The sequence below is a fragment of the Anaerosolibacter sp. genome (genome assembly GCF_029240175.1).
Taxonomy (GTDB): domain Bacteria; phylum Bacillota; class Clostridia; order Peptostreptococcales; family Thermotaleaceae; genus Anaerosolibacter.
Window position 1 is genome coordinate 178,511 of record NZ_JARBTM010000005.1, and the last position, 25,031, is coordinate 203,541.

General features: G+C 37.4%; 27 protein-coding genes. 19 read left to right on the forward strand and 8 right to left on the reverse strand.

Features of this window, described 5'->3' with window-relative positions:
- The first annotated feature begins 173 nt into the window (after nucleotides 1–173).
- From K0R93_RS04850 to K0R93_RS04870, 5 genes are all read left to right on the forward strand, one after another.
- A complete protein-coding gene (locus tag K0R93_RS04850; protein ID WP_300298363.1) occupies nucleotides 174–614 on the forward strand; it encodes a hypothetical protein in 441 nt (146 codons plus the stop codon).
- Between the two features lie 72 nt (nucleotides 615–686).
- On the forward strand, nucleotides 687–1,841 hold the full coding sequence (locus K0R93_RS04855; protein WP_300298366.1) for an N-acetylmuramoyl-L-alanine amidase: 1,155 nt from the start codon (nucleotides 687–689) through the stop codon (nucleotides 1,839–1,841).
- Nucleotides 1,842–2,473: 632 nt separating this feature from the next.
- Nucleotides 2,474–4,702 (forward strand): formate C-acetyltransferase, encoded by a 2,229-nt coding sequence (gene pflB, locus K0R93_RS04860; RefSeq protein WP_300298368.1) that lies wholly within the window; start codon nucleotides 2,474–2,476, stop codon nucleotides 4,700–4,702.
- A gap of 19 nt (nucleotides 4,703–4,721) precedes the next feature.
- A complete protein-coding gene (gene pflA / locus K0R93_RS04865; protein ID WP_300298371.1) occupies nucleotides 4,722–5,453 on the forward strand; it encodes a pyruvate formate-lyase-activating protein in 732 nt (243 codons plus the stop codon).
- Nucleotides 5,454–5,698: 245 nt separating this feature from the next.
- Nucleotides 5,699–6,253, forward strand: coding sequence for a hypothetical protein (locus K0R93_RS04870; RefSeq protein WP_300298376.1), 555 nt, complete (start codon nucleotides 5,699–5,701; stop codon nucleotides 6,251–6,253).
- 29 nt (nucleotides 6,254–6,282) lie between these two features.
- Here K0R93_RS04870 and K0R93_RS04875 read toward each other — a convergent pair whose 3' ends face one another.
- On the reverse strand, nucleotides 6,283–7,053 hold the full coding sequence (locus K0R93_RS04875; RefSeq protein WP_300298378.1) for an SDR family oxidoreductase: 771 nt from the start codon (nucleotides 7,051–7,053) through the stop codon (nucleotides 6,283–6,285).
- A 132-nt stretch (nucleotides 7,054–7,185) separates the two neighbouring features.
- Between K0R93_RS04875 and K0R93_RS04880 the strand changes: the two genes are divergently transcribed.
- The 3 genes from K0R93_RS04880 (at nucleotide 7,186) to uraA (ending at nucleotide 9,491) form a co-directional block, all read left to right on the forward strand.
- Complete coding sequence (locus K0R93_RS04880) at nucleotides 7,186–7,515, forward strand: DUF1904 domain-containing protein (protein WP_300298381.1); 330 nt, start codon at nucleotides 7,186–7,188, stop codon at nucleotides 7,513–7,515.
- Nucleotides 7,516–7,592: 77 nt separating this feature from the next.
- A complete protein-coding gene (locus K0R93_RS04885) occupies nucleotides 7,593–8,144 on the forward strand; it encodes a DUF6648 family protein (protein ID WP_300298383.1) in 552 nt (183 codons plus the stop codon).
- A gap of 93 nt (nucleotides 8,145–8,237) precedes the next feature.
- A complete protein-coding gene (uraA, locus tag K0R93_RS04890) occupies nucleotides 8,238–9,491 on the forward strand; it encodes a uracil permease (protein WP_300298385.1) in 1,254 nt (417 codons plus the stop codon).
- A gap of 57 nt (nucleotides 9,492–9,548) precedes the next feature.
- Here the strand turns inward: uraA and K0R93_RS04895 are convergent, their stop codons facing one another.
- Entirely contained in the window at nucleotides 9,549–9,728 is a 180-nt protein-coding gene (locus K0R93_RS04895) for a hypothetical protein (RefSeq protein WP_300298388.1), read from the reverse strand.
- A gap of 187 nt (nucleotides 9,729–9,915) precedes the next feature.
- On the opposite strand from K0R93_RS04895, the gene K0R93_RS04900 reads away from it, so the two are divergent.
- The 4 genes from K0R93_RS04900 to K0R93_RS19190 all read left to right on the forward strand — a co-directional run bounded on the left by K0R93_RS04900 (nucleotide 9,916) and on the right by K0R93_RS19190 (nucleotide 11,425).
- Nucleotides 9,916–10,641, forward strand: a complete 726-nt coding sequence (locus K0R93_RS04900) for a PrsW family intramembrane metalloprotease (RefSeq protein ID WP_300298391.1) — start codon at nucleotides 9,916–9,918, stop codon at nucleotides 10,639–10,641.
- A gap of 164 nt (nucleotides 10,642–10,805) precedes the next feature.
- On the forward strand, nucleotides 10,806–11,012 hold the full coding sequence (locus tag K0R93_RS04905; protein WP_300298394.1) for a spore coat associated protein CotJA: 207 nt from the start codon (nucleotides 10,806–10,808) through the stop codon (nucleotides 11,010–11,012).
- Between the two features lie 12 nt (nucleotides 11,013–11,024).
- Nucleotides 11,025–11,282: a spore coat protein CotJB gene (locus K0R93_RS04910; RefSeq protein ID WP_300298395.1), complete on the forward strand. Its 258-nt coding sequence runs from the start codon at nucleotides 11,025–11,027 to the stop codon at nucleotides 11,280–11,282.
- A 17-nt stretch (nucleotides 11,283–11,299) separates the two neighbouring features.
- Nucleotides 11,300–11,425: a manganese catalase family protein gene (locus K0R93_RS19190; protein WP_334305774.1), complete on the forward strand. Its 126-nt coding sequence runs from the start codon at nucleotides 11,300–11,302 to the stop codon at nucleotides 11,423–11,425.
- Here K0R93_RS19190 and K0R93_RS04920 read toward each other — a convergent pair.
- Nucleotides 11,416–12,861 (reverse strand): recombinase family protein, encoded by a 1,446-nt coding sequence (locus tag K0R93_RS04920; RefSeq protein ID WP_300298397.1) that lies wholly within the window; start codon nucleotides 12,859–12,861, stop codon nucleotides 11,416–11,418. The genes K0R93_RS19190 and K0R93_RS04920 overlap by 10 nt on opposite strands.
- A 263-nt stretch (nucleotides 12,862–13,124) precedes the next feature.
- Here K0R93_RS04920 and K0R93_RS04925 point away from each other — a divergent pair, with 263 nt between their 5' ends.
- Nucleotides 13,125–13,367, forward strand: a complete 243-nt coding sequence (locus K0R93_RS04925; protein ID WP_300298400.1) for a hypothetical protein — start codon at nucleotides 13,125–13,127, stop codon at nucleotides 13,365–13,367.
- 183 nt (nucleotides 13,368–13,550) lie between these two features.
- Here the strand turns inward: K0R93_RS04925 and K0R93_RS04930 are convergent, their stop codons facing one another.
- The 3 genes from K0R93_RS04930 to K0R93_RS04940 all read right to left on the reverse strand — a co-directional run bounded on the left by K0R93_RS04930 (nucleotide 13,551) and on the right by K0R93_RS04940 (nucleotide 16,031).
- The gene (locus K0R93_RS04930; protein ID WP_300298401.1) at nucleotides 13,551–14,105 is read right to left on the reverse strand and encodes a hypothetical protein; all 555 of its coding nucleotides are present in this window, start codon (nucleotides 14,103–14,105) and stop codon (nucleotides 13,551–13,553) included.
- Nucleotides 14,106–14,138: 33 nt separating this feature from the next.
- A complete protein-coding gene (locus K0R93_RS04935) occupies nucleotides 14,139–14,660 on the reverse strand; it encodes an ImmA/IrrE family metallo-endopeptidase (RefSeq protein ID WP_330685028.1) in 522 nt (173 codons plus the stop codon).
- 210 nt (nucleotides 14,661–14,870) lie between these two features.
- Nucleotides 14,871–16,031 carry a DNA cytosine methyltransferase gene (locus K0R93_RS04940; protein ID WP_300298403.1) on the reverse strand — a complete coding sequence of 387 codons (1,161 nt, stop codon included), beginning with the start codon at nucleotides 16,029–16,031 and terminating at the stop codon, nucleotides 14,871–14,873.
- A gap of 122 nt (nucleotides 16,032–16,153) precedes the next feature.
- Between K0R93_RS04940 and K0R93_RS04945 the strand changes: the two genes are divergently transcribed.
- From K0R93_RS04945 to K0R93_RS04955, 3 genes are read left to right on the forward strand one after another with little or no spacing between them, the layout of a single operon-like run.
- Nucleotides 16,154–17,899, forward strand: coding sequence for an AAA family ATPase (locus K0R93_RS04945; RefSeq protein WP_300298405.1), 1,746 nt, complete (start codon nucleotides 16,154–16,156; stop codon nucleotides 17,897–17,899).
- Nucleotides 17,892–19,163 (forward strand): LlaJI family restriction endonuclease, encoded by a 1,272-nt coding sequence (locus tag K0R93_RS04950; protein ID WP_300298407.1) that lies wholly within the window; start codon nucleotides 17,892–17,894, stop codon nucleotides 19,161–19,163. Before K0R93_RS04945 ends, K0R93_RS04950 begins: the two co-directional genes overlap by 8 nt.
- A 16-nt stretch (nucleotides 19,164–19,179) precedes the next feature.
- Nucleotides 19,180–19,488: a hypothetical protein gene (locus K0R93_RS04955; RefSeq protein ID WP_300298408.1), complete on the forward strand. Its 309-nt coding sequence runs from the start codon at nucleotides 19,180–19,182 to the stop codon at nucleotides 19,486–19,488.
- Nucleotides 19,489–19,578: 90 nt separating this feature from the next.
- On the opposite strand, the gene K0R93_RS04960 is transcribed toward K0R93_RS04955, so the two are convergent.
- Both K0R93_RS04960 and K0R93_RS04965 read right to left on the reverse strand, forming a co-directional pair.
- Nucleotides 19,579–19,989 (reverse strand): very short patch repair endonuclease, encoded by a 411-nt coding sequence (locus tag K0R93_RS04960; protein WP_300298410.1) that lies wholly within the window; start codon nucleotides 19,987–19,989, stop codon nucleotides 19,579–19,581.
- 107 nt (nucleotides 19,990–20,096) lie between these two features.
- Nucleotides 20,097–21,251, reverse strand: coding sequence for a hypothetical protein (locus tag K0R93_RS04965; RefSeq protein ID WP_300298413.1), 1,155 nt, complete (start codon nucleotides 21,249–21,251; stop codon nucleotides 20,097–20,099).
- Between the two features lie 314 nt (nucleotides 21,252–21,565).
- Here K0R93_RS04965 and K0R93_RS04970 point away from each other — a divergent pair, with 314 nt between their 5' ends.
- The 3 genes from K0R93_RS04970 (at nucleotide 21,566) to K0R93_RS04980 (ending at nucleotide 25,029) form a co-directional block, all read left to right on the forward strand.
- Nucleotides 21,566–22,870, forward strand: coding sequence for a tetratricopeptide repeat protein (locus tag K0R93_RS04970; protein ID WP_300298416.1), 1,305 nt, complete (start codon nucleotides 21,566–21,568; stop codon nucleotides 22,868–22,870).
- 97 nt (nucleotides 22,871–22,967) lie between these two features.
- The gene (locus K0R93_RS04975; RefSeq protein WP_300298419.1) at nucleotides 22,968–23,873 is read left to right on the forward strand and encodes a ribonuclease H family protein; all 906 of its coding nucleotides are present in this window, start codon (nucleotides 22,968–22,970) and stop codon (nucleotides 23,871–23,873) included.
- 16 nt (nucleotides 23,874–23,889) lie between these two features.
- Nucleotides 23,890–25,029: a type II toxin-antitoxin system RnlA family toxin gene (locus tag K0R93_RS04980; RefSeq protein ID WP_300298422.1), complete on the forward strand. Its 1,140-nt coding sequence runs from the start codon at nucleotides 23,890–23,892 to the stop codon at nucleotides 25,027–25,029.
- Nucleotides 25,030–25,031: the final 2 nt, after the last annotated feature.

A 25,031-nucleotide genomic window follows, 5' to 3' on the forward strand; every position in this document is an offset into this window, starting at 1 on the left:
GATGGGGCAAAGGGTATAGAAAATAGGACAAGATACCTAGAAAATAAAGAAAATTAGCTCAAGTTTCTCTAATGGAATTATTGTATAATAGAATAAAGAGAGCAATAGAAGGTGAATTTATAATCTAGGATATGAGCATTATTAGATAATAAGTATATATAGGGGTGAAAAACATGATAAGGAGAAATCATGCCAGTATTATTGTGAGAACTTGTAAGAAATGTAAAACAGCTATTGATGAAAGATCACTCCATGACTATTGTCCAGACTGTTATCGTATTATAGACGAAGTTTTTGAGAAAATTAGGGCGTATCTTAAGGAATATCCAGGTGGTACCGCCTTCGAAATTGAGTTGGAAACAGGAATTCCATACCATGTGGTTAATAATTTTGTGAGAGATGGCCGATTGGTTGAGATAGAAAACAGCTTCATTAATATTGAGTGTAAAAGATGTGGTTGTTTGCTGCTTTCTGCCAATCATAAGTATTGTCCGAGATGCAGAGATGAAATACAGAAAGAAATGGAACTTGCAAAGGAACAGCTGCAACCTTCTCCAACGATAAAGGAAAAGGCAAAAATGCATCTCCAGGTGGTTCGAAAAGATAGAAAGTAAATTTAGAAAAAGTTATCAAAGTAAATATCATTTTTAAAATCTCCGCATATCTAATTATGAGGGGGTGTAAAAATGAGAAGGTTTCAAAGTTATACGGTGGAAAGCTATCTAACCTACGTGAAGGATTTAAAGATTACAAGAGAGATTAAGGATATTCATCTGCATCATACTTGGAAACCAACCAAAAAGAGTTATCAACTTGCCACCGATAAGGAACAGGTTATATATGGCATGTGGCGATATCATACAGAAACATTAGAATGGCAGGATATAGGACAGCATGTTACGGTATCACCTGATGGACTGATTTGGGATGGTAGGGACGTAAATCGAATACCAGCCAGTATCACAGGACAGAACCAAAGGGCTTTTGCCATTGAGATGATAGGAAATTTTGATAAAGGACAAGAAATCCTAGAAGGTGCTCAATATGAAGCGGTAGTAAAACTAATAAGTGGACTGTTTACTATTTTTAATACAAAGAACCTTGTTTTTCATCGAGATCACTCCTCAAAAACATGTCCAGGGACTTCTTTAGACAAAGAGATGTTTTTGAACAGAATACAGAATAGAGTAGGAATATTGGGCAAAGCTTTGGCAACCCATGGGCAAATGAAGCAGTATTTACTCTCTATCAATAGTTCTCCCAAAATCAATAGTTCTGTCGATGCGCTAATTGGTTATTACTTGGAGGAAGGAAATACTGAAGGTGTTCGGGGCGACATTGCCTTTGCACAAGCATTAAAAGAAACAGGATTCTTCCGTTATGGAGGAATTATAACTCCAGATCAGAACAATTACGCTGGCCTCGGTGCATTGAATGGGAACAAAAGTGGAGAAGCAGCCAGTTTCCCAACACCTAGAATTGGTGTTAGAGCCCATATTCAGCATTTGAAGGGCTATGCTACAAAAGAGACGCTGAAGCAGCCTGTGGTTGATCCTAGATATATTGTTTTGCAAAATGCAGGATTACTGGGTTCAGCTCCAGCAGTTACGGACTTGAATGGTAAGTGGGCAGTTCCTGGAGTCGGTTATGGGGAAGGCATCTTAAAGATTCTTGAAAATATTTTAAGTATGCCTGCTGCAGGAAATGATACCATCATCGGAAATGCAGGGCTGTTAGAAGAAATAAAACAGCTAAAGAACCAGATCGGTTTACTTGAGCTTGAGTTAGATAAATACAAAGGGCTTTTAAACAATATTGTGAATCAGATTAAGGAAATATGAGACTGTTGATGAAAATCAGCAGTTTTTTCTTTTCATTTTTGGTTATGGTTAAAAGGGGCGTTGTAATTGATAGACAATACACCTTTGATAATATGCATTAGTAGAAAGATGCGGCATAAATGCCGCAGATCAAGATCGAGATCCAGATTGAAACCCGTAGGGGCAGGGTCATCCTGCCCTTCTTCTGCTGATCTCTTGGGTCTTCGGGCGGGGAAACCCGCGCCCCTACTGTCTTTACTCGATCTCAATCTTGATCTCGATCTTACGTCGCAATATTTATCAATTACATAATACCGAAATCTCAAAAAATATTCTTGGTAAGGATGTTGCTGAATCATCATGGGTAAACAAAGATACATAACAGATGAATTTTATGTTCCTAAGACAGGCGATAATTAAAAAATTTCGAAAATGTCAGAGGGTATTGCAATTGGAGAAAAGTTATTGTATGATAATGAAAACACAGTATATTGTATACATTGAGAAAAGATTTCATTTACTGTGATCCATATCACAGAATAGGATATATTTTTATCATAGAATAAAGGTAAATAGCAGGAGAAACTCAACAAAATACAGATAGCGCATCAAAAAATATTTGATAAGAACATTAAATACAAGGAGTGATCGTAGTGAAAGGTTGGAATGGATTTAAACAAGGAAATTGGAATGAAGAAATCAATGTAAGAGATTTTATTTTGAAGAACTACACACCTTATGATGGAAATGACAGCTTTTTGGTTGAGTCTACAGAAAAAACAAAAAAGCTTTGGGATAAAGTGTTAGATTTATGCAAAGAAGAAAGAAATAAAAATGGTACACTAGACATTGATACGGATGTAATTGCAACCATCGTATCCCATGGACCGGGGTATATCGAAAAGGAAATGGAGACAATTGTTGGATTCCAGACCGATGCACCTTTAAAGAGGGCAGTACAGCCTTATGGTGGCATCAAGATGGTAAAGGATGCCTGTGACGCCTATGGCTATGAACTAAACCCTCAAATCAATGAATTGTTTACAAAATATAGAAAAACCCATAACCAAGGTGTTTTTGATGCCTATACACCAGAAATGAAACTAGCTAGAAAAACTGGTGTTATCACGGGGCTACCAGATGCTTATGGCAGAGGTCGTATTATTGGTGATTATAGAAGAGTTGCTTTATACGGTATAAATGTACTGATCGAAGATAAAAAACAACAATTAGATTCTCTAGAAGTAGATTTTATGTCAGAAGATGTTATTCGTTTAAGAGAAGAGATACAGGAACAGATTAGAGCATTAAAAGAATTAAAAGAGATGGCAAAAGCCTACGGGTTTGATATTTCTGAACCGGCTGTGGATACGAAGGAAGCAATCCAATGGTTGTATTTCGCTTATCTAGCAGCTGTAAAAGAGCAAAATGGTGCTGCCATGAGTATTGGAAGAGTATCTACTTTCCTAGACATTTACATGGAAAGAGATTTACAAAATGGTGTGTATACAGAAGCTGAAATACAAGAGATGATGGATCATTTTGTTATGAAGTTAAGAATGGTAAGATTCCTAAGAACACCTGATTACAATGAGTTATTCAGTGGTGACCCGACGTGGGTAACGGAGTGTATCGGAGGAGTAACCGTTGATGGAAGAAGTCTTGTAACGAAAAACTCTTACCGAATGCTGCATACACTATACAATTTAGGTGCTGCACCAGAACCAAACCTAACAGTGCTTTGGTCTGTAAATCTACCAGACAACTTTAAAAAGTACTGTTCAAAGGTATCCATTGATACATCTTCTATCCAGTATGAAAATGATGATCTGATGAGACCATACTGGGGTGATGATTATGGTATTGCATGCTGTGTATCTGCTATGAGAATTGGTAAGCAAATGCAGTTCTTTGGTGCAAGAGCCAACTTGGGAAAAGCATTACTCTATGCGATTAACGGTGGTGTAGATGAGAAACTTGGCATTCAGGCTGCACCGAAGTTTGAACCGATTACTTCAGAGTACTTGAATTATGATGAAGTGATGAATAAGTTCGACACAACGATGGATTGGCTAGCAAAGCTGTATGTAAATACGCTAAACATTATTCACTATATGCATGATAAATATGCTTATGAGAGAATCGAAATGGCGCTCCATGATCGAGACGTATTGAGAACCATGGCATGCGGTATCGCGGGATTATCATTGGTAGCCGATTCACTATCAGCTATTAAGCACGCAAAGGTAAAGGTAGTGAGAAATGAAGCGGGATTAGCTGTAGATTATATCGTAGAAGGTGAATATCCTGCTTATGGTAACGATGATCCAAGGGCTGATGAGATTGCCAAAGATATCGTAAAGAGATTTATGAACAAATTGAGAAAATGCAGCACATATAGAAATTCTGTGCCTACAATGAGTGTGTTGACCATTACTTCTAATGTTGTCTATGGGAAAAAGACTGGGAGCACACCTGATGGAAGAAAAGCAGGAGAGCCATTTGCACCAGGAGCGAATCCAATGCACAAGAGAGATAAAAAAGGTGCCATTGCATCGATGAACTCAGTGGCGAAGCTTCCATATGAGCATAGCCAAGACGGTATTTCTTATACCTTCTCTATCATACCGGCTGCCCTAGGCAAGACAAAAGAAGCACAAATTGCCAATATGGCAGGATTGCTAGATGGCTATTTCTCACAAGGGGGACATCACATCAATGTAAATGTATTTGACAAAGAGACATTGCTTGATGCCATGGAGCATCCAGAGAAATACCCACAATTAACTGTTCGTGTTTCAGGATATGCTGTAAACTTTATTAAATTGACAAGAGAGCAGCAGATAGATGTAATTAATCGTACGTTCCACGAAATGATGTAAATCTATGGAGGTGATCAATATGGCAATACAAGGAAAAGTTCATTCAGTTGAGACTTGCGGGACTGTAGATGGACCAGGGATAAGGTATATACTATTTCTGGCAGGCTGCCCCCTCCGATGCAAGTATTGCCATAATTGTGACACCTGGAATGGCGGCATCGGAGATACCATGACCGTAGAAGAGATCATGGAGGAAGTAAAAAGATATAAGCCGTATTTTCGTTTTTCAAAAGGTGGAATCACTGTATCTGGTGGAGAGCCCACCATGCAGCATAATTTTCTGACTGCACTACTGAAAAGCTGTAAGGAAGAGGAAATTCATACTTGTCTGGATACATCAGGCTATTGTGATGAAACAAAGGCTGAGGAATTTCTTCCTTTTACGGATATGGTTCTTCTAGATCTAAAACATATTGATGATGAGAAGCACCGCCAACTTACAGGGGTTAGCAATGAGAAAATATTGAAATTTGCTAAACTGCTGGAAGCTAAGAATATTCCTGTATGGATTCGACATGTGGTTGTTCCAGGATATACCGATGAGGAACAGGATGTAGAAAATTTATGCAAGTTCATCCAAGGACTGAAAAATGTAGAAAAGGTAGAATTGTTGCCTTATCATGCCATGGGTGTTCATAAATGGGAGGGCTTAGGTTTGAATTATGAGCTTCATGACGTTCAATCACCAACACCTGAACTCATGGAAAAGATAAAAAATGTTTTTAGAAAATATAACATTCAAGTGAGCTAACTTCTGCCCAAATGGGCATTATATAGGAAATACAAGCATACTCCCTTTTCCGAAAGGCTGCCTCCGTTTTATGCTGGGGCAGTCTTTCTCCCTTTTTATAGAGCTATATTTCTTGGGAAATATTTTTATAATATCCAGAAGTTTAAGATCCGTTGATTTATTTATCATTGTATTCTAATTAGAACATGCAATGAGGACCCGTTTATTGTATAATCAAAACGAAAGTAAAACTTGGAGGTGATCAATTGGACTATAGAGAAATTTATAAAAGAGTCTACGCATATATGAGTGAAAAGGTTATTGATGAGGATTGCGGTCTTTTATGTAATAGTCATTGTTGTAGAAATTTTACAGAGGATGGGGAAGAGATCGGGATTTACTTGATGCCTTTTGAATACGAAAGTGTCTATAAGGATACACCGCTGGAAGATAGATTTCGCTTTGAAAAGCATACCAGCAAGCATTATTATATACCGCCGAAGGTAAAGTACTTATATTATTTCCATTGTAATAAAGAAGATGGGTGTATCCGTGATTTAAGACCTATACAATGCAGAAGCTATCCTTTTGAACCCCATCTGGATGGAAACAGACTGTCCTTGGTGGTGGAGCGAGAGCAGATTCATCAATGCCCCTTGCTGGATAAAATGGATGGGTTGAGAAAAGAATTTGTTGAAGGCATATACCAAGGTTGGAAGCTAATGCTAGAAGTCCCTGGGGTGAAAGAATTGATTCAATATGACAGTGATATTCGAAAGAAACATAAAAATATCCGTTATATCATGGGTGACTTTGAATAAAGTCCTTGGGGGTAGCGCATCCAAGGACTTTATTCTTCATAAATCATTTTCACCGTCATACCGCCATCGATAATCAAATTGCTGCCCGTGATAAAGGAAGCATCCGGAGAGCATAAAAAGAGACAGGCTTTTGCGATATCTTCAGGTCGTCCTACTCTCCCTACAGGATGCTGCTGGTGGTCTCTGTCGGATAATAAGGCTTGCTGACGGTGATCTTCCTGACCCCAAGCACTTACATCGATCCAGCCCGGACTGATAGCATTCACGCGGATGCTATATTTACCTAAACTAATAGCCAAGGAATGGGTTAAGGCAAGGAGACCCCCTTTAGATGCAGAGTAAGGTTCTGTATCTGGTTCTGACATCAAAGCTCTTGTCGATACAATATTGATAATAGTGGCTGAGATATCCTTCATATAGGGTAATCCATATTTTACAGCCATGTAAGGACCTGTAAGATTAACAGACAGGGCTTGATGCCACTCATCCATCGTACGGGTTTCTATATCCTTGCTATAGTGCATGGCAGCATTATTGACTAGGATATCAATACGGCCATAGTTTTGACCCACGGTATTCATCAAATGATTCACGGATGTCTCACAAGCCACATCTGTAGGAATAGAGATACATCTTCCCCCTTGTTGAAGAATATATGTTTCGTTTTCTTTTGCCGCAGCTTGGTTTATATCAGCAATGACTACAAAAGCACCTTCCGCCGCAAAATATCTGGAGATGGCCATGCCGATCCCCTGGGCACCTCCGGTAACAATCACTACTTTTTCTTGAAACCTAGACAAGATCAAAACCTCCTTATATAGAGAATATAAATTGAAAAGAATAGAAATAATGGTCTATGATTGTAAGTATACCATATTTCTCCTTTGCTTTTCGTGGTTTTAGGGGTAGAATAATGAAAAGGAGGTGTTTACATGCCCCAGATTAAAATGAGAGGCGTTGACCTAGAAAAAGTTTGTGCTGGCAGCAAAGAAATGATTGATAATTTAGAAGAAATTATTGGGTGCCCTAGGGACTATTTTACCATTGAATGGATGCCTTCAACTTTTGTTTGTGATGGAGGTATCGTACCAGGATACCCTTTTGTAGAAGTTGTGTGGTTTGACAGAGGACAGAAAGTACAAGACCAAGTGGCCCGCGAGATTACTCGTTTTGTCCATGAAATGGGATATAGCAGTGTAGATGTATACTTTCATGCTTTAGAAAAAAAATCCTATTATGAAAATGGCGTATCTTTTATCTAGATGTATAGGATCATACATAATATAAAAGACTTCACCACAATCTATAAATATAGTCTAGATGAAATTGGGTGTTAATATTGACCTATCGTATTCAAGAAAGCGTATTTGACAAGTTTTTTAAACATCGTGAATCCTTATTTAGACAGTTTAAGAAAGGTGACATTACGAAAAGAGAATTCATTGAAGAACATTATGCTTTTATACAAAGCCTTAACCTTAGGCCATATCAGAGAATCGATTCCTTTGAAAAAGGGATCTACAATTATCAATACTATAATATGTTGGCAAAATACAATTACATGCGTTCAAAGGATGCAAAGCTCATTCAAAAACATCCTAATATCGCGAAGAAGATGCTGGAAGATGCCAACTACTTCTATCAGCAAAAAGATAAGTCCACTATCAAGTTCTTAGAGTACTTGGACTTTTATAAGGTGGAGGCCTATTATATCAAGGTAAAATCTGAAAACTTAAAGGACAAGCTTTTTGAGATTGTTTTAACGGATTATGAAAATGTGGTATTTCATTCTAAAAATCCTTGGCTGATGCAACGGCTAAAAGAAGAGGGTGTTTGGATTGAGGGAAAGAGAAAATCGATTATTGAGAATTATATCAATGAACGTTATTAATGATGAAAGTCCATTGGCTAACCGATGGACTTTCATAATTATATAGGATTAAGGTAAAAATAAGAGGAAGACAACGGAAATAGGAGGATATATATGAAAAGAAGAAAGATTGATGTGGGAGAAAAGCTGCCTATTTTAGAAGCGCTGCCCTTGAGTATACAACATTTGTTCGCTATGTTTGGTGCATCCGTATTGGTACCTGTGATTTTTCAGATCAATCCTGCCATTGTATTGCTGTTCAATGGGATAGGGACCCTGCTTTTTATATTTATTACAAAGAAAAAAGTCCCAGCATTTCTAGGCTCAAGTTTTGCATTCATTTCACCAGCGTTAGTTATCATGGGGAAATATGGATATAATGAAGTGCTAGGGGGATTCATTGTCTCTGGTATTGTATTTTCCTTGGTTGCTTTGATCATTCGAACCATTGGGACGAAATGGATGGATGTGGTTTTTCCGCCGGCAGCCATGGGTGCTATCGTGGCAATCATTGGACTTGAACTGGCCCCAGTGGCAGCAGAAATGGCTGGATTTACAGGGGAGACAGTAGATATCAAAGCCATAACTGTATCGGTGATCACATTTTTAATCGTAACCATAGGCTCTGTAACCTTTAGAGGTTTTTTATCAGCTATCCCAATACTTATTGGCATCATTTCAGGATACGTTCTTTCGTTTTTTATGGGAATTGTAGATTTTAGTGTGATCGCTAAAGCCAGTTGGCTTCAAATGCCTGAATTCTATCAACCTGCTTTTAGATGGGATGCGATTATGATTATCCTACCCGCAACGCTGGTCGTTATATCAGAGCATATAGGACATTTGATTGTTACAAGTAACATAGTAGGTCACGATCTGAGAAAGAACCCAGGTTTGCATCGTACCATGCTTGGTGATGGAATATCCACAACGCTATCTGGTTTTTTTGGTTCTGTGCCTACAACCACCTATGGAGAGAACATTGGAGTGATGGCAATCACAGGGGTTTATAGTGTTTGGGTGATTGGTGGGGCGGCTATCATTTCCATCGTGTTATCCTTTGTAGGAAAGCTGACTGCTGCAATTCAGACCATTCCTACACCAGTCATGGGCGGCGTATCATTACTTTTATTTGGTGTAATTGCCTCATCTGGTATTCGCATGCTGGTAGAAGAGAAGGTAGACTATAGCAACTCTAAGAACTTAGTTTTAACCTCTGCAGTATTGGTCATCGGTTTAAGTGGCATCCATATAAATATTGGCAGTTTGGAATTAAAAGGCATGGCATTGGCAACGATCGTATCTATTCTTCTAAGTATTATCTTTGAAATATTTGAAAGTCTTCACATAACGAGAAATGAAGAGTAAATAAAAAGGTGAGAGCCATTTCTCACCTTTTACATAAAAAAGATTAAACTGTAACATCTAGGTTGTAAGATCGTCATCGATACATTCACTGCAAAACATAGAATTTTTAGGCTGTCCCTTTTTCTTGTTTATCGGTTTGTCTCCATGAATCTGCTTATCTTCGTGAATCAACTCGCTAATATAGCCATTTACATCCGTATTGTTTACATAGCTGGCATAGATTCGTTTTTGATCCATCTGCAAAACCTCCTTAGCTATATACACTTATTATCCGTAGTTTTTGAGAAATTACACGGGAAAGTAAAGGATTTTTATGGTAGATAGGGAATAAGTAGAGTGAGAAAAAATTGTAAATAATAACCTATTTTAATATTCCTTCCATATACAAATACTATGATTAGTCGAGGAAAGAGAGGATGATTATGTGATTACGAGGTTATTTATTATCGCCATTTCTCCAGGACTTGCCTTTGCCCTAGCAGTATATCTGACAGATCGATATGACCGTGAACCTGTACATCTGTTGATGAAGGTATTTGTTTTGGGAGCCCTATCCGTGATTCCAACAGCAATTGTTGAACGGTTTTTATTATCCTTTAACGTTTTTGGAGGTGTACTATCGGCTGCTTATACAGCATTTATTGTGGCAGGGTTTACGGAAGAATTTTTTAAGCGAGGCGTGGTATTGAGAACCGCCTATTATCATAGAGCATTTGATGAGAAATTGGATGGAATTATCTATGCGGTGTTTGCTGCCTTGGGCTTTGCAACGATTGAAAACATCATGTATGTAGTATTTCGATTTGCAGCCAATCCATATGTTGGTCTATACCGAGGTGTTTTATCTGTACCTGCCCATATGTTATTTGGTGTAACCATGGGATATTATTTATCTTTATCACGATTTGCCAAGGATGAATCCTCTAGAAAGCATTTTCTTCGTAGAGCATTGTCTATTCCAGTTATTCTCCATGGAATTTTTGATTTTATTTTGATGGCCAAGATTCCAGCTCTTATGGCACTATTTTTCCCATTCGTACTATACTTATGGATTGTTAATCTACGAAAACTTAATGAGTACAAAAAAGAATCTAGAGATATTTATACAAGGGCTATGGAAGGATCCGCTGATCTACAGGAGCTACCATAAGAAAATTTAAATCGTCTATATAAAAGCTGTCTGAGTAATGATCAGACAGCTTTTGATATATAAAGATAAATCAATAAAAATATCAGAAAATAAAGTTTCTAAATTTTTAATTTTGAATATGATGGTATTGCAAGATAGAAATAATATTAAAGGGGGAAGCGCACTTGAAACATCTAGAACAAACCTATGAACATCATCCTGTTCCAGCTGAAATAGAACAGTTGAGATATATGCTTGCCAGGGCTTATGTACCTTATCAAATGTATATGCTCAAATATCCATTACCCGTGGCATTACAAGTAGGTACCTTATTCCCAGAACTGGTGAAGCCTTGGCCGCCATATTATTATGAAGAAGTAGCGAAGCAATAGGGGGGGAAATATATGCATAAGGATCAGTTGAATATGTTAAGAAGAATGCAAGAACTTGAATTTGCTTGTGTAGATTTGAATCTATATTTAGATACCCATCCAATGGATCAAAAAGCCTTGATGGATTATAACACATATACCTATCAGCTAATGATGTTAAAAACTCAATATGAAAGCTTATATGGTCCATTGAAGAATTTCGGGTGTTCTCAAAGCAAATTCCCATGGCAATGGGTTGAAGGACCTTGGCCTTGGGAAATTGAATACTAGAGGGGGAATAATTGCTTATGTGGATCTATGAGAAAAAATTAGAATATCCTGTTAAAATTTCAAAGAAAGACCCAAAAACTGCCCAATATATAATGACTCAATTAGGCGGTCCTGATGGCAACTGGGTATGTTTTTATATATAATACTCTATATCCAAGTATCCTTCTTGTTTTACGAATACTATTCTTGAAACCATGGAGCGAATAGCCTTTTGCTTTTCGATCATTGACACATCTTCTGAAGTAAGCAATGCGTACACAACCCCTGCCTTTTTTCTAAACGCATCCATATCAGTCTTTTGATCAGCACTCTTCAGCTCAGCTATTCTTGCTTTTATATCTGATTCTTCTCTTTGTAGGAGCTCCTTATTTAGCTTATACTCATGCAGCGTATCAATCTCAGCTAAAAATGCCTGCTTTGCCCTATCGAGCTTACCCTTAATTTTATCCAGCTGCTTCTCCAATGATTCGATTTCAAGATCAGCGTTGCTATTGGACTTAATATTATAACCCTTAGCGTTTAAGCTCTTTGTCAATCTAAGGAGTTCATCAAGGACCGATTCTTCAATCTTTTTAACTGTTATGCTGTGGGAAACTTTGCATCGACCTGAAGCATAACCTTTGCATTGAAAGCTAGGTGCTCTTACTGCAGTATATACTAGGGTCGCATCACAATTACTGCAGCGGACTAAACCGGATAACCAGTGTTTACACTCATCGAGAGGTTTTTGGTTGGGCCTATACATTTTTTTACGTGTTCGTATTTTTTCTTGTGCAGCTTCAAATATTTCTTCTGAAACGAGTGGCTCGTGTTCAGCGTCCACGATCAATGTATCATCATTATCAAAATCTCGCCGTATTCTTCCGGTAGGGGTCCAACGCAATTTCCCTATATACACAGGATTTCTAAGTATATACTCAACACCCCTATTATCAAATGGTTTCCCACGCTTTGTCATTGCACCCATCTCATTAATCTTCTTAGCGATCCTATAAAAACTTTCGTCGTGATTGAGGAATTGATCATATATATATCTGACAATCTTGGCTTCGTTTTCTACGATAGTCAACTTTCCCTTTTCCAATATTTCATAGCCATAGGAGGCAGCATTTTGAAGACCACCGCGTTTGGCCTTTTCCGTCATGCCTTTCTTTACTTCATCGGATAAGTTGAGAGAGTAGTACTCTGCCATGGCTTCCAACATGGACTCAAGAATAATAGAAAACTTATCGTCCTCGATCTGCTCCGTAATGCTTATGACCTTGATACCACAATCTTTTCTGAGTAGTGATTTATATACAACGCTATCTTCCCTGGAACGAGAAAAACGGTCAAATTTATGAACCAAAATCATATCGAAAGGCTTCGGCTTTTTCTTGGCCAGCTTGATCATTTCCATAAAAGCAGGTCTTTTTTCAGCTTTACGGCCAGAGATACCTTCGTCGATAAAAATATATTCAGAAGGTACAAGGACTCTATTCTTCTTCGCATAGTCCAGCAGGGCTTTTTTCTGGGCATCTGGGCTGTATTCTGTTTGCTCATCGGTACTTACCCTTATGTATAGAGCTGCAGTTTGCATCGTATCACCTTCTTTATGTTTTGTCTAATACAATTATAGCGGGAGGGAAAAAGAAAATCTATTATATTAACAGTTATTTTCAAATTTTCTAGGTAAATGTATATTTTGAAGAATCGAATAAAAGCTCAAATTTACTTAGATTTATGCTTGGGGTGTTATTCCAACATTAAAATGAAAAGTAATGATACAAAATGAAACAAACTGTTACACTATGCGAATATAGTTAGAAAAAATGAGCAAAATAATCTTAGGAGGTGATCAAAATGGAAAAACAAGAAAGAATCCCAACTATGGTTAGATTAAAGCCAGATGTTCGAAATAGACTTGAGACTGTAGCTAGAAGAAATAATACTTCTCTAAGTGGAACAATAGCATCATTGCTAGAAAATCCAAACTGTGTCTTAAATATTTACAATGGGGATGTAATTAACAATTATAATTATGACAAAAAGAGCACACCAACCACTAATTTTGTCGATGTGCATGAGTATAGTATAGAAAGATAATTCTTATGAATATAGTATGTGTAATAATAACAAAAACATTAATTAAGAAAATATTAGAGTCTGCAATGCAGACTCTAATATTTTGAGATAGATATTGTTGTCTGTTTAATACGAATATCAAATTATTGAATAGAAAGATATTAAATCTATTTGTGTGTCGAGGTGCTTTATTAAACTGAATGATTAATTGTCCTTATTAACATTGAGTATATGCATTACTAATCCAAAAACATAAAGTCCTAAGGTCATTAGAATAAGGAAGATAGCTATTCCGCCTTCATTAAAAATCATGTTAAAGAGGTTGCTAACAACTATACGATTATCCTTATCCTGGCAGATAAAATTAACTAATAACACAGTAACAATTATATTTACTGGTAAGATTACCATTCTGTCAAAGAACACTTCAAAAAGAGACTTCATAGTATTTTTATGAAAGATTTTTTCAAAGAATAAAGAAAAAATGCATATGAAGCACAAAACGTAACCTATAAGATAAACGAATTTAAGAAATTTAATTATAGCAATTAAAGTATTAAGTTCAACTGTAATCAATTTTAAAACATACGAAGAAAATAATGTTTGAAAGTGACTTACGATTTGCTCCATTTCTAATGGAAATTGACACCTGAAAAATGCAGTTAATAGTAATGATAACAAGAACCAAAACTGATACCTTGTTTTTAAAAGTATTTCAACAGACCCTTCTTTCGCTCTCTCAAGCGCATCGTTTGTCATAACTCAGTTCCCCCTTAGGTATTGAATTAAAATCTACATATTACTAATTAAAGTTTGTTGGTAGATAAAAACGGATGGCAGATTCATCAGACAAAGACTCTTCTGATCATCTATCTTCCATATAGATTGCTTTCTTGCCATGAATTCAAGCTTGTGCATGACAAACTGCTCAGTTACAACAAAATGATCAGCCATCTCGGACAAGTTTCTAACAAACTTGTTTTTTATTGCATCCAAAAGCATTTCTGTAGGTATTAAAAAATCCACAGCCCACCTTAGCGCGGCAACTTCTTTTTTATCGACCTCTAATCGATCACCATAGCACATATATTTTCTTGGTGTAATATCTCCTATAGTGGTTCTATAATGCCCAATCTCTTCTGCAAGAACTGTACGGTAAAGCTTTTCCAAGTTTCTTATCCGGTCATCTATTAAAATCATATAATAATTCCCGTCAAAAAAATAATATCCAAGAGTCGAATCTGGAAGAGTGCGGAATTCCAATATAATTCCGCACTTTGAGATAATGTTTTCAAGTTTTGAAGTTTCAATCAATATATAATCACCCCTCCTTAATTGCGAATGTATGTTCTTATTATACTGCTATATCATGGAAATTTAAAGACAAAATTTTACATGGAAATGTGGCATAAGATTGCACATAGAGTCAAATATTGTTAGAATATTACTACCAGTAAAAAAATGTAAGGAAATATGAAGACATAAAAAAACTCACGGAATATGCCGTGAGTTTTGAGTAGTGAATTATGGAATCATCTGGTGATCAGTCATAGTTTGTATCATTCTTCTAGCAATGGCATCAACAACTGGAACCGCCACCGAATTACCGAACTGCTTGTAGGCTTGTGGATCCGAGACTGGAATAATAAACTCCTCTGGGAATCCCTGCAGACGTCTACATTCCCTCGGTGTCAGCTTGCGGGGATTACGACCTTCTCCCTGATCAATGAGAATCTCACTGCCATCCTTGTAATAGCGGGCGCTGATGGTATTGGTATAGGGGCTATCCGCATTGAAGAGTGAATATCCAAAACCATTTCCTCGTTCACGATGTTCTTCTCTTCTGCGAAGATGTCCTTCCCATAGGAGGTCACTGATTGTATATTTTTCATCCACTGTTTCATCAAGTATGTCTCCAACTCTTGTAGGAATTCCTAGTGGATCAGGGAAGTCAAAGTTAAACTGGTCAGGATTGTCAATATGGTCTCGATCAAATCCAACTATATAGATACGTTCCCTGTTCTGAGGGACACCATAATCAGCTGCTCTCAGAACTCTGGAGAATACTGTATAGCGGAGAGCGTCAAGATGCTCACAAATAATTCTAAAGGTGTTGCCACCATCATGAGTAAATAGCCTTTTTACATTTTCAAGAAGAAAAGCTTTAGGACGTCGTGCATCGATGATTCTTTCGATCTCGAAAAACAGAGTACCGCGAGTATCCTCAAAGCCGCGGCCAAGTCCTGCCTGTGAGAAAGGCTGGCATGGAAAACCTGCAAGTAATATGTCATGTTCTGGTATATTTTCCGAAGGGATGGCTGTTATATCGCCATGAGGTTGTTCACCATAGTTTGCGAAATATGTTTTGGCGGCAAACTTGTCTATCTCCGAGCTAAAGACGCTTCTACCACCCAATTGCTGAAAGGGTAATCTGATACCACCTATACCACAGAAGAGATCAATGAAGGTGAATCTTTCCTCACCTTCAGCTAAGCCTGGAAATGGATGAGTGTTTGGGAAACTATGTATACGATCAAGTACATCCTGAACAGAATCAAGAGTACTTTTTTCCAATGCTGAAACTATATTTTGACCATCGCGGCCAAGTCCTAAGGCATCAGCGAATTCCTTGTTGGTCATATTGAAAAATGATTTTTTTGTTTTTATGATGTCTGAAACTGGCAATATTATCACTCCTTGTGTCTACTGACATTATAATACCATAATTTTAAAAATAAGAAAACATGTTCGGTTGATTTTAATAGTACGAAAAAAACAAATATGTGATTATTCGAGGAGGTAATGGGATGGTTTTGAAGGATCTAGGGGAACTTGTTCGAAGCGCTAGTGAAAAATATGGAAGATATGGGAATAAAGAGCTTGCTTTAACTGAGAGTTTTAGGAGTGGGTACAGGGCATATGTGGAAAACTCTTCTGAGAGTATAGAATATCTGAATAATTCTGCTTTAATTACTACTAATACTGGGCTAAAAATTTATATACCAAATCAGTGGTTTTATGTGGCTACATATACAACGGAATTTGTGGCTGAGCTAATTAAATATAAGAATGCCTATAATGATATTGTAGGAGATACAAGATATACTAGGAGTGAGCTGAAGGATATAGTTAAAGAACTCAAGGAGGAATCAGGAGCAATTCCAACTGATATAGATGATGCTATCGAGAATTATTTTGATAATGATATATCAAGGAATTATTTTAGAAGATTCATGAGAGATTATGGATGGTGGGAAGGATCAAAAACTATTGATAGAGGAGACTATTACGTATCACCAGTACTTAATATTTTAAAACTGGTGCATGTTACTCAGGCATACATCGCTCAGATTGCCTATGCGTTTGCAAGCGATACATTGCTTTTCGGCGCATCACAGGAATTACTAGAGATTAGTGAGGCAACCCCGGCAACACCTGAAATAACGGACTTTCCATCTGCAATAGGAGAGATAGGTATTAACCAGATAGTTTATGGAGCACCAGGAACAGGAAAGAGTCACTATTTGAATACTCGGTATAGGAATGTTATTCGTGTTACATTTCACCCTGAATATACGTACTATGATTTTGTAGGAAGTTATAAACCAGTTCCCCTCTACAAGGAAATTCCAGATTTACTAACTTCGTATGATGGTGTCGATAGTGGTAGGAGGGAGCCTGTGATTGACTATCAGTTTGTACCCGGACCGTTTACGCAGGCAATTATTGCTGCACTTGAGCAACCGCAAAAGGTTCATACTCTTTTGATCGAAGAGTTGAACAGAGCTAATGCACCAGCCGTATTTGGGGATATCTTTCAACTTCTTGACAGAGACGAGACAGGCAAAAGCGAATATTCTATTAATCCCGATCCGGAATTGCTTAAATATCTAAAGAGGAGCCTTGGTGTGTTTGGCTATACGCTTCCGGAAGACAAGCTATTTATTCCAGCAAATTTAAATATAGTAGCAACCATGAACAGTGCAGACCAGGGAGTATTTGTGATGGATTCGGCCTTCAAGCGAAGATGGCACTTCAAGTATATGCCTATTAAAGTAGATGGGTTTTCACACGAAGATGAACTAGTTTCTTATAACGGAAAGAAAGTGAAATGGAAGAACCTAATCAAGGCAATAAATAAGCATCTAGGAGACTTGAAGATAAATGAGGATAGACATATTGGCCAGTACTTTATGAAATCAAGGGAAGTTGAAGATCCGGAGAATATCCAGTCTAAACTACTAATATATTTGTGGGATGATGTGGTGAGACACTATCGCAATAGCTTTTTCAATGGAGAAATCACTACATATTCGAAGCTTGTGGAGTGGTATTCAGCAGGAAAGAAAATTTTTGTATTTGATGTTGAATTTGAGACGGTGAGTGAAGCATCAGGTGGAGTGCCTACTGCTGGAGGAGTTACTACTCCTGAATTAGGGAGTATGGATGCAGAAATAGCAGATGGTACATCAACTGGCGGTTTAGCGGTGCATGAGGAAGAATCTCCTGAGAATATTGCTGAACCGGATGAAGGATTGGATGAAGATGAGTAATTATACGTTAAGACAGAGATGTTTTGTTGAACTAGTTGAATATTCAACTAAGCTGTATAGTGAAATTCTTGATCCAGTATTTTTCGAAAAAAACATATGCAGAAAAAAGGGTGTGAGTTTTTCTTTTAATGTTACTGGCTTTCTAATAAAGGGAAACCATATTCTCGTTGTATTTCCAAAGGGATATAAATTACCGGATGAAGATGAGCAACTTGAACTCCATGTTAGAACACTTGCAGAAACTCTTGCAAGATACAGAAGTGAAGAAGAACTGGAGGAGGAAGAAAAGGAACTTCTTGGAAACCCTGAGGAAGCAGATCCAGAGGGAATAGCTGCAGCTATCTGGCTAATCAGTGACTACGAAAATAATGGGTATATTCGAAAGGAAATCAGGTCTCATAGAAGTAGTCATGGAGCAAATATCGATTGGCCTAGAACTGTTCGAAAAATGACACCCCTCTTTTCAAAGGGTTCTCCCATATACCCGGATGTTCTTACAAGGCGGTCCAGAATCGATTATAACAATCTTCTCTATCAGCTTCATATGTATGCGGTTCAAAGGAGCTACGAGAAGTATGGATGGATTCTGGGGTGGGAGAAGATGGATACTAGCGGCTTCATTGCAGAAATGCCTTGCGACCGATATGTTGCTAGATACATACTGCAGCGAGAACTGGAAGATACTTTTGTGGATAGAGAAATGAAACTTATAAATATTCTAATGGAATTCATAATCGGTTCGGGAGAAGACGATGAAAGAATTAAGCTTAGTACACTTGCAACTCCATACTTTCACTATGTATGGGAAAAAATATGTGGACATGTATTTTTAAATCGATATAAGGACCTGTCAAATTTCATCCCAAAACCCAGATGGAACTCTAGTTTGGAAAAATCAATTTCACAGCGACCGGACCTACTATATGTGGAAGATGAAATTCTCTATATTCTAGATGCAAAGTACTATGATGTCAATCGCAACCTGCCCGGCTGGCATGACCTTGTAAAACAGTTCTACTATTATTTTTCAATGCATAAAAAGAGTGCCATGAAAGTGAGAAATGCACTAATATTTCCGGGAGTAACAGATCAGCCTGTAGAAGACATCGGATACGTGGATATTGAAGATCTTCCTGAACTTGGACAGATAAGGGCCTTTTGCATTGATACATATGAGGCCATGAGGCAATATGGAAGATACGGAACGGAAAACTTCAGAGAAAGAATAAAGCCACACTTTGCTTCAGAGGAAGTGGTGGAATAAATAGCGGGGGGATACTATGGATCTTGTGAAAGATTTTGACAAGGCAATGAAGAACATTTATCTGGAAGCCAAGCGGGATTGCGGTTACAATGCAGCAAGATTCCTTCAGATGCTTAGTGAAAAGGGAGGACTGGAAACGGCCAGAACTTTGATCTTAAAAGATGTGGTTTCTGAAGGTTTCGTACAACTTCAGATGTGCGGAAGACTGGATCTGACTGTGGAAGCTCATGTCATAAGGAAAGAGTTTCGAGAGCTTTTTACAGAAGAGGAAATAGGGATATGTTTTGAGAGGCTACGTGCCTATGACTACGAGCCTGAGGAATAGAAATATAGCAATATGTGAAGGAGTATCGATGGAGGTACTCCTGTTTTTATATGGAGATGAATACCGAATTGCATTTATAATTTCTGTGAGTTAATGAAGTTGTGATACTAGATTTGATAGAAGCAGTTCAGGATTTTTTCTTAGTTCGCACTCCCACAAGATGATGACCTTCCAGCCCATGGTTCTCAATGATTCAATATTTGCGCTGTCGCGTTCCAAATTTTTATTAATCTTTTCCACCCAGAATTCGGTTCTGGTCTTGGGAATGGTTGCAAGCTTGCAATCCTCATGTCCATGCCAGAAGCAGCCATGGACGAAAATGGCAATCTTATATTTTGGAAGGACGATATCAGGTTTACCCGGGTATCGCTTGTCATTTTTTCTGAATCTATATCCATGGGAGAAAAGCCACTTCCTGACAAGAACTTCTATCTTTGTATCCTTGCTTCTGATCCTAGCCATAACCTCACTACGCTTTTCCTTTGTGAAAACATCCGCCAATTTAGACACCTGCCTTTGGTATTTGAAGTTCGTAACTTGTACCTCACATTTACAGGATATATGAATTATAATTTATAAAATGACATGGAAATATACTTAAAGCTGTTTTAACGGTCATATAGGGAAAGGTATTTTTCCATGATTTCGTCCATCACGGAAAACGTCGGTACCATATATGAACCATAACCATGATACCAGTCCAGCAGTTTGGGAAGTTTTACGGGTGAAGGAATGGAGGCGTTATCCTTATCCGTTCCCGAAATGAGTTCAACAAGCCCGGGACATACCTTATCAGCCGAACCAGAGTACATGTTGCCCAACAGGAGTTCAGAAACAGTGCTACCGACACTGAAGTCGAGAGAGGGACTTTCAAATGTTTCTGATGCAAGCTGATAGGTTCTTTTCCCAGACGAATTTTTTTTCAATGTCTTACCAAGTCCGTTTAGTACCGATACTGCGAAATACTCAGTTGTTCCAAGTGTAATAGCCGATTTCAAGGCATGAACTGTTCCAAAATCATCTTTTGAACACAGGATGTCATAAAAATCATATTCTTCAATAGGCAAGATACTAGATGCAGGTGGATTTTGAGGGGTTGAAACCACAACACCAACAATCGATTCAAGGATGTAACATGCAGTTAGAACATCCTGTTCATCAAGTCCGGTCGATGCTACCAGAGGTGTGACATTGAGAAAATCTGACAGAAGTGACTTTGTAATTTTTTTTACAGTCTTCGATTTACGATACTTGTCCATCAAAAGAGTGGCTAAAGACATATTAAGGATTAACTGGCCACCGAAATGACGGGGGCGCGTAATATCTTCAGTAACGTTATAACGATAAAAAAGATTCGAAAGAATCTCGTCTGCACATGCCCTGTAAGAATCAAGACTGTCAACCCGACCACCCATTTCCCTGATGATACCACAGAGCTCACGGACAATCACTTCTCCAGCCATCCTTGGATCACAGCAAAAAACAATATACCTACCATCCTCAATCTGCTCCCCAATGGCCAGTACATGTGTCTTGTCAGAAGAGGTTCTACCAGTCTCCCTCACAAAGTTGGCAATATCCTCAAGCTCCCAGTTGGAAGCGACCTTTCCATATGTATGAATAACTGTTTCCATCTTTGTATTGTATATATGTGTATTTTCAATTACATGGTCCCCGTTTGGATCCACTAGGGAAACCTCAAGATTGTCTGCAGTCAGGTAGTAGAAAAACTGAAAAATACTGTTCAGATAATTTTCTTTCATGGATGCTGTCCTCCGTCTTAAATAATATTTTCAATATAAAGGGAATCAAGTGTACTTACATATTTTAATTTAATTAACAACCTTTATTATAGCAAAAAAATGATGCACGAGTAATGAAAAAGAAGAATACACTAAGAATCTTAAGTTATAGAGTCTGGAGTTGAACCGTCATAGCAGGAAGGCTAAAATCTCCCGTGTATAAACAAATGAGAAATTTGTAGAAAAAAGTTTTTATTGTGACAAAATATGACACAAATTAATTTCCGAATTATGTAAAATAAAAATTAGATATTGTCCTAAAAGGGGGAATCACTTTGGATGTCTTGGAATCTATTCACAAAATCGAACAGGACTTTGAAACCCAAAATGATTGGGATAGTGCATTAAGAGGATATGAAGAGTTATTATGCGATGACACTGAAAACTTGGAGGTATTAAAAAAAATCGGATGGTGTCAGTCAAGACTTCAAAAATTCGAGTTGGCAGCAGAAACCTTCAAAAAAATTTCTGCCTGTGAAGATCTTAATGCAAAATGGGATTATATGATAGGATACCAATACTATTCACAAAAAAAATGGAGAGAATCAATAGACTGGTTTAAAAGTGCAGTTGAGAAAAAGCCTAAATATCTGAAGGCTAAATATCGGCTGGGGTATGCGCTTTCGCAATGCTGTGGCAGTATGTATCGGATGAAATCCCCAGAGTTTTGGGATGCACTGCGAGAATTTAATGACTGTGAAAAGATCTGGAGTAATCTCCCTGTGGAATCTCAAGAGCGTGAAAAATCTACCTATGCAGATGTATGCTATCAGAAAGGTAAAATGCTTATCGAACGTCAAAAATGGGATGACGCTATCGAATCATTAGTAAGAGCCCTTGAGATAGACAGTAGAAATGACGACTACAAGTATTCACTTGGAAAAGCCTTGTTTGGCAAAGGCAGATATAATGAAGCCCTTGAAATAATCAGAGGTGTAAAAAATACATATTATGTAAAAGAACTAAGAGCCAGTATTTTATATAACCTTAAGAAATACGATGAGGCCCTCAAAATATATCTTGATCTTCTAGGCTCTAGAAAAAAAGATTACTTATATCGAGATATTTCTCAGATATATCTGGAAAAGAACATGTTGGGTGAAAGCTATCAGTATGCATTAAACGCGATAAAAGCATCCCATAGCAACCATAAAAACCATTTCTTACTTGCAGAAATTTATCATAAAGCAAAGTTATACTATAAGGCAAAATCTGAGCTGGAAAAGGCTATTGAATTGTACGGTAAAAAGTATTCAGGTGCCTTTACGGAAGCTGTCGAGCTAATTCAAAGTATTTCTAGTCAAATAGAAGAACTGGAGATTACCAGGGATGATGAAACTATCCTCGAGAAGCTGGTAGGATGTCCTAAACAGGAAATTTACAGAGGGACTGTTACAAAGTATTTATCAGACAAGGGATATGGATTTATAACTGCTCCTGATATTGGCAAATGCTTTTTCCATATTAGTAAGATTATGAAACCACAACAAATAAATGTTTGTGAGTCTTGTGAGGTGGAATTCAAGCTGGAGCAGACAGAGAAAGGACCTGTGGCGGTAAATATAAAACTATTAAAATAAATACTACTGCACTGTATGACAACCACTAGAAAATTTACGTATTATTAAGTAAAAGGATATTGATAAATCATAAGATGAGCAGGGAGGGAACAAACAAATGGCAGAGAAAAGCAAAAAGTTCTATGCAATCAGACAGGGGAGAAAAACTGGTATATTCTTGAGCTGGGCTGAATGCGAGAAACAGATTAGAGGATATTCGGGAGCCGAATATAAAGGCTTTGCCGATAGAAGAGCTGCGGAAGCCTACTTGGGAATAGCTGTATCAGCAGCGGAAGAGAAAGAAATCCATCAACTAAATGATGATGAAATGATAGCATACGTTGATGGTAGCTATGATGATTCAAAAAAGGCGTATGGATCAGGTGTAGTTATTTGGTATCATGGTGAAAAAACAGTCTTCAGTGAAAAAGGAGAAGAAAAAGATCTTCTGGATATGAGAAATGTTGCAGGAGAAATAAAAGGTGCTGTCATTGCGATGAATCATGCGGTAAAAAGTAAAGCTAAAATATTATATCTGTATTATGATTATGAGGGTATTGAAAAATGGTGTACGGGGACATGGCAGGCTAAAAAGCTGGGAACAAAAAGATATAAAGAGTTTTATGATAAAATATCCCAAAAACTAGACGTAAAGTTTATAAAAGTGGAAGCTCATACTGGCGTTGAATATAATGAAGAGGCAGATATACTTGCGAAACAAGCGATACTGGGAAAAGTAGACAATGTGATTAAAGAAGAGAAGGTATTAATAGAAAAAAATATTAATTTTGAAAAGACCATAGTAAAAAATGGTAAGTTCAAACCTGTTTTAAACATATTAATTGGTGAAAATGTTTTAAGCATTGAAGAGATTAATAAGAAATTTAAACAGGAATTGAAAAAGAAAAAAAAGACACTCAAAGAAATTAAGTCTTTTGACCTGATTCTTGATGTACTAAACTGTGAGTTGTGCTGGCATGTGGAGACAGAAACTGAAAACTACAAGATAACGATTAAAGAGTAGGAACAGGGGGATAAGTATGGTAAAGAGTAAATATCAGGATTTGCATTTAGATCGGAATAATATTGAGCTGTGGATACACGAGTATTGCAATGATAACTTCGAAGGTGATTATGAGTTGTCGGGTCCCGATGTATTAAATCCTCAAACGAATCAAAATAGATATACAATAAATACAAAATGTGGTAAAATAGAAATCGATTTGTATTACAAGAAGAGTGGAAAAACTACAGTTGGACCAGTGGGTTCTGGGTCTATGAAAGAACATTCTTTAAAGATTGCCGACCATATCTGTGAAAAAGCTGAATATAAAGATGTTCAACAGTCAGACTATTGTATGAAGCTTTCAAGAGAAAATTTTGATCTTATCACTGAATATTTAGGTACTATGGAAGATCAAGGGGTACAGCAGGTAAATCGTAAGGCAAACGAGACGCAAAAAAGTGAAATGTATCAGTATGTGAGTAAGATAGGTGACAAAATCACAATTACGTATTATAATAGTACAAATACATTTATGTTTCAAGGTAAGGCAATGAAACTGTACCATGAAGTAAATTGTTTGCTTTCTGGAATGTCAGCCACTACAACTGAACAGCTGATTCAACAGCAAGCACAATTCTTTAAGGTAGAAATAAAACATGAAGATATCAATGATGAATTAAAGCGCTATCTGCCGAAGGCCTATGTGAATTTAGATGAAAACTTATTAAAAATACTTTCATCTGCACTAGTGCTAAGAAAAATTGATATTCCTCTACAGGACTACTCCAGCTATGCTTTTCCTGCACTGCGAGCTTTGGAAGGGTATGTAAAAAAGCTATTTAGTTCTCAGGGTATCACAATCAATAACAAAGATGGTTTCGCATATACATATATAGATCCTATAGATGGTAAAACCAAGAAAACCAGCTATTTCAATAAAGACCGTGCAACAGGTATATATAGCTTAAAACCAGGCCAAACTTTTATTAGTTGCACCAACACGGCAAGAGCAATTGAAGAAAGCTATACGTACTACGCAAATAATCGGCATAATTTATTTCATACGGATGCAATGGATGCTTCAACTACGATTGTTGAAAAACGTGAGGATGCCGATCTTATTATACACGAAGTTCTAGATCATATAGAGCGAACGTATGGATATATCATATAAAA

What these genes read in the sequence shown, in the direction of transcription:
- K0R93_RS04850 (WP_300298363.1), top strand. Translation starts at nt 174, where the DNA reads ATGATAAGGAGAAATCATGCCAGTATTATTGTGAGAACTTGTAAGAAA.
- K0R93_RS04855 (WP_300298366.1), top strand. Translation starts at nt 687, where the DNA reads ATGAGAAGGTTTCAAAGTTATACGGTGGAAAGCTATCTAACCTACGTG.
- pflA (WP_300298371.1), top strand. Translation starts at nt 4,722, where the DNA reads ATGGCAATACAAGGAAAAGTTCATTCAGTTGAGACTTGCGGGACTGTA.
- K0R93_RS04880 (WP_300298381.1), top strand. Translation starts at nt 7,186, where the DNA reads ATGCCCCAGATTAAAATGAGAGGCGTTGACCTAGAAAAAGTTTGTGCT.
- uraA (WP_300298385.1), top strand. Translation starts at nt 8,238, where the DNA reads ATGAAAAGAAGAAAGATTGATGTGGGAGAAAAGCTGCCTATTTTAGAA.
- K0R93_RS04895 (WP_300298388.1), bottom strand. Translation starts at nt 9,728, where the DNA reads ATGGATCAAAAACGAATCTATGCCAGCTATGTAAACAATACGGATGTA.
- K0R93_RS04910 (WP_300298395.1), top strand. Translation starts at nt 11,025, where the DNA reads ATGCATAAGGATCAGTTGAATATGTTAAGAAGAATGCAAGAACTTGAA.
- K0R93_RS19190 (WP_334305774.1), top strand. Translation starts at nt 11,300, where the DNA reads ATGTGGATCTATGAGAAAAAATTAGAATATCCTGTTAAAATTTCAAAG.
- K0R93_RS04920 (WP_300298397.1), bottom strand. Translation starts at nt 12,861, where the DNA reads ATGCAAACTGCAGCTCTATACATAAGGGTAAGTACCGATGAGCAAACA.
- K0R93_RS04925 (WP_300298400.1), top strand. Translation starts at nt 13,125, where the DNA reads ATGGAAAAACAAGAAAGAATCCCAACTATGGTTAGATTAAAGCCAGAT.
- K0R93_RS04930 (WP_300298401.1), bottom strand. Translation starts at nt 14,105, where the DNA reads ATGACAAACGATGCGCTTGAGAGAGCGAAAGAAGGGTCTGTTGAAATA.
- K0R93_RS04945 (WP_300298405.1), top strand. Translation starts at nt 16,154, where the DNA reads ATGGTTTTGAAGGATCTAGGGGAACTTGTTCGAAGCGCTAGTGAAAAA.
- K0R93_RS04950 (WP_300298407.1), top strand. Translation starts at nt 17,892, where the DNA reads ATGAGTAATTATACGTTAAGACAGAGATGTTTTGTTGAACTAGTTGAA.
- K0R93_RS04955 (WP_300298408.1), top strand. Translation starts at nt 19,180, where the DNA reads ATGGATCTTGTGAAAGATTTTGACAAGGCAATGAAGAACATTTATCTG.
- K0R93_RS04965 (WP_300298413.1), bottom strand. Translation starts at nt 21,251, where the DNA reads ATGAAAGAAAATTATCTGAACAGTATTTTTCAGTTTTTCTACTACCTG.
- K0R93_RS04975 (WP_300298419.1), top strand. Translation starts at nt 22,968, where the DNA reads ATGGCAGAGAAAAGCAAAAAGTTCTATGCAATCAGACAGGGGAGAAAA.
- K0R93_RS04980 (WP_300298422.1), top strand. Translation starts at nt 23,890, where the DNA reads ATGGTAAAGAGTAAATATCAGGATTTGCATTTAGATCGGAATAATATT.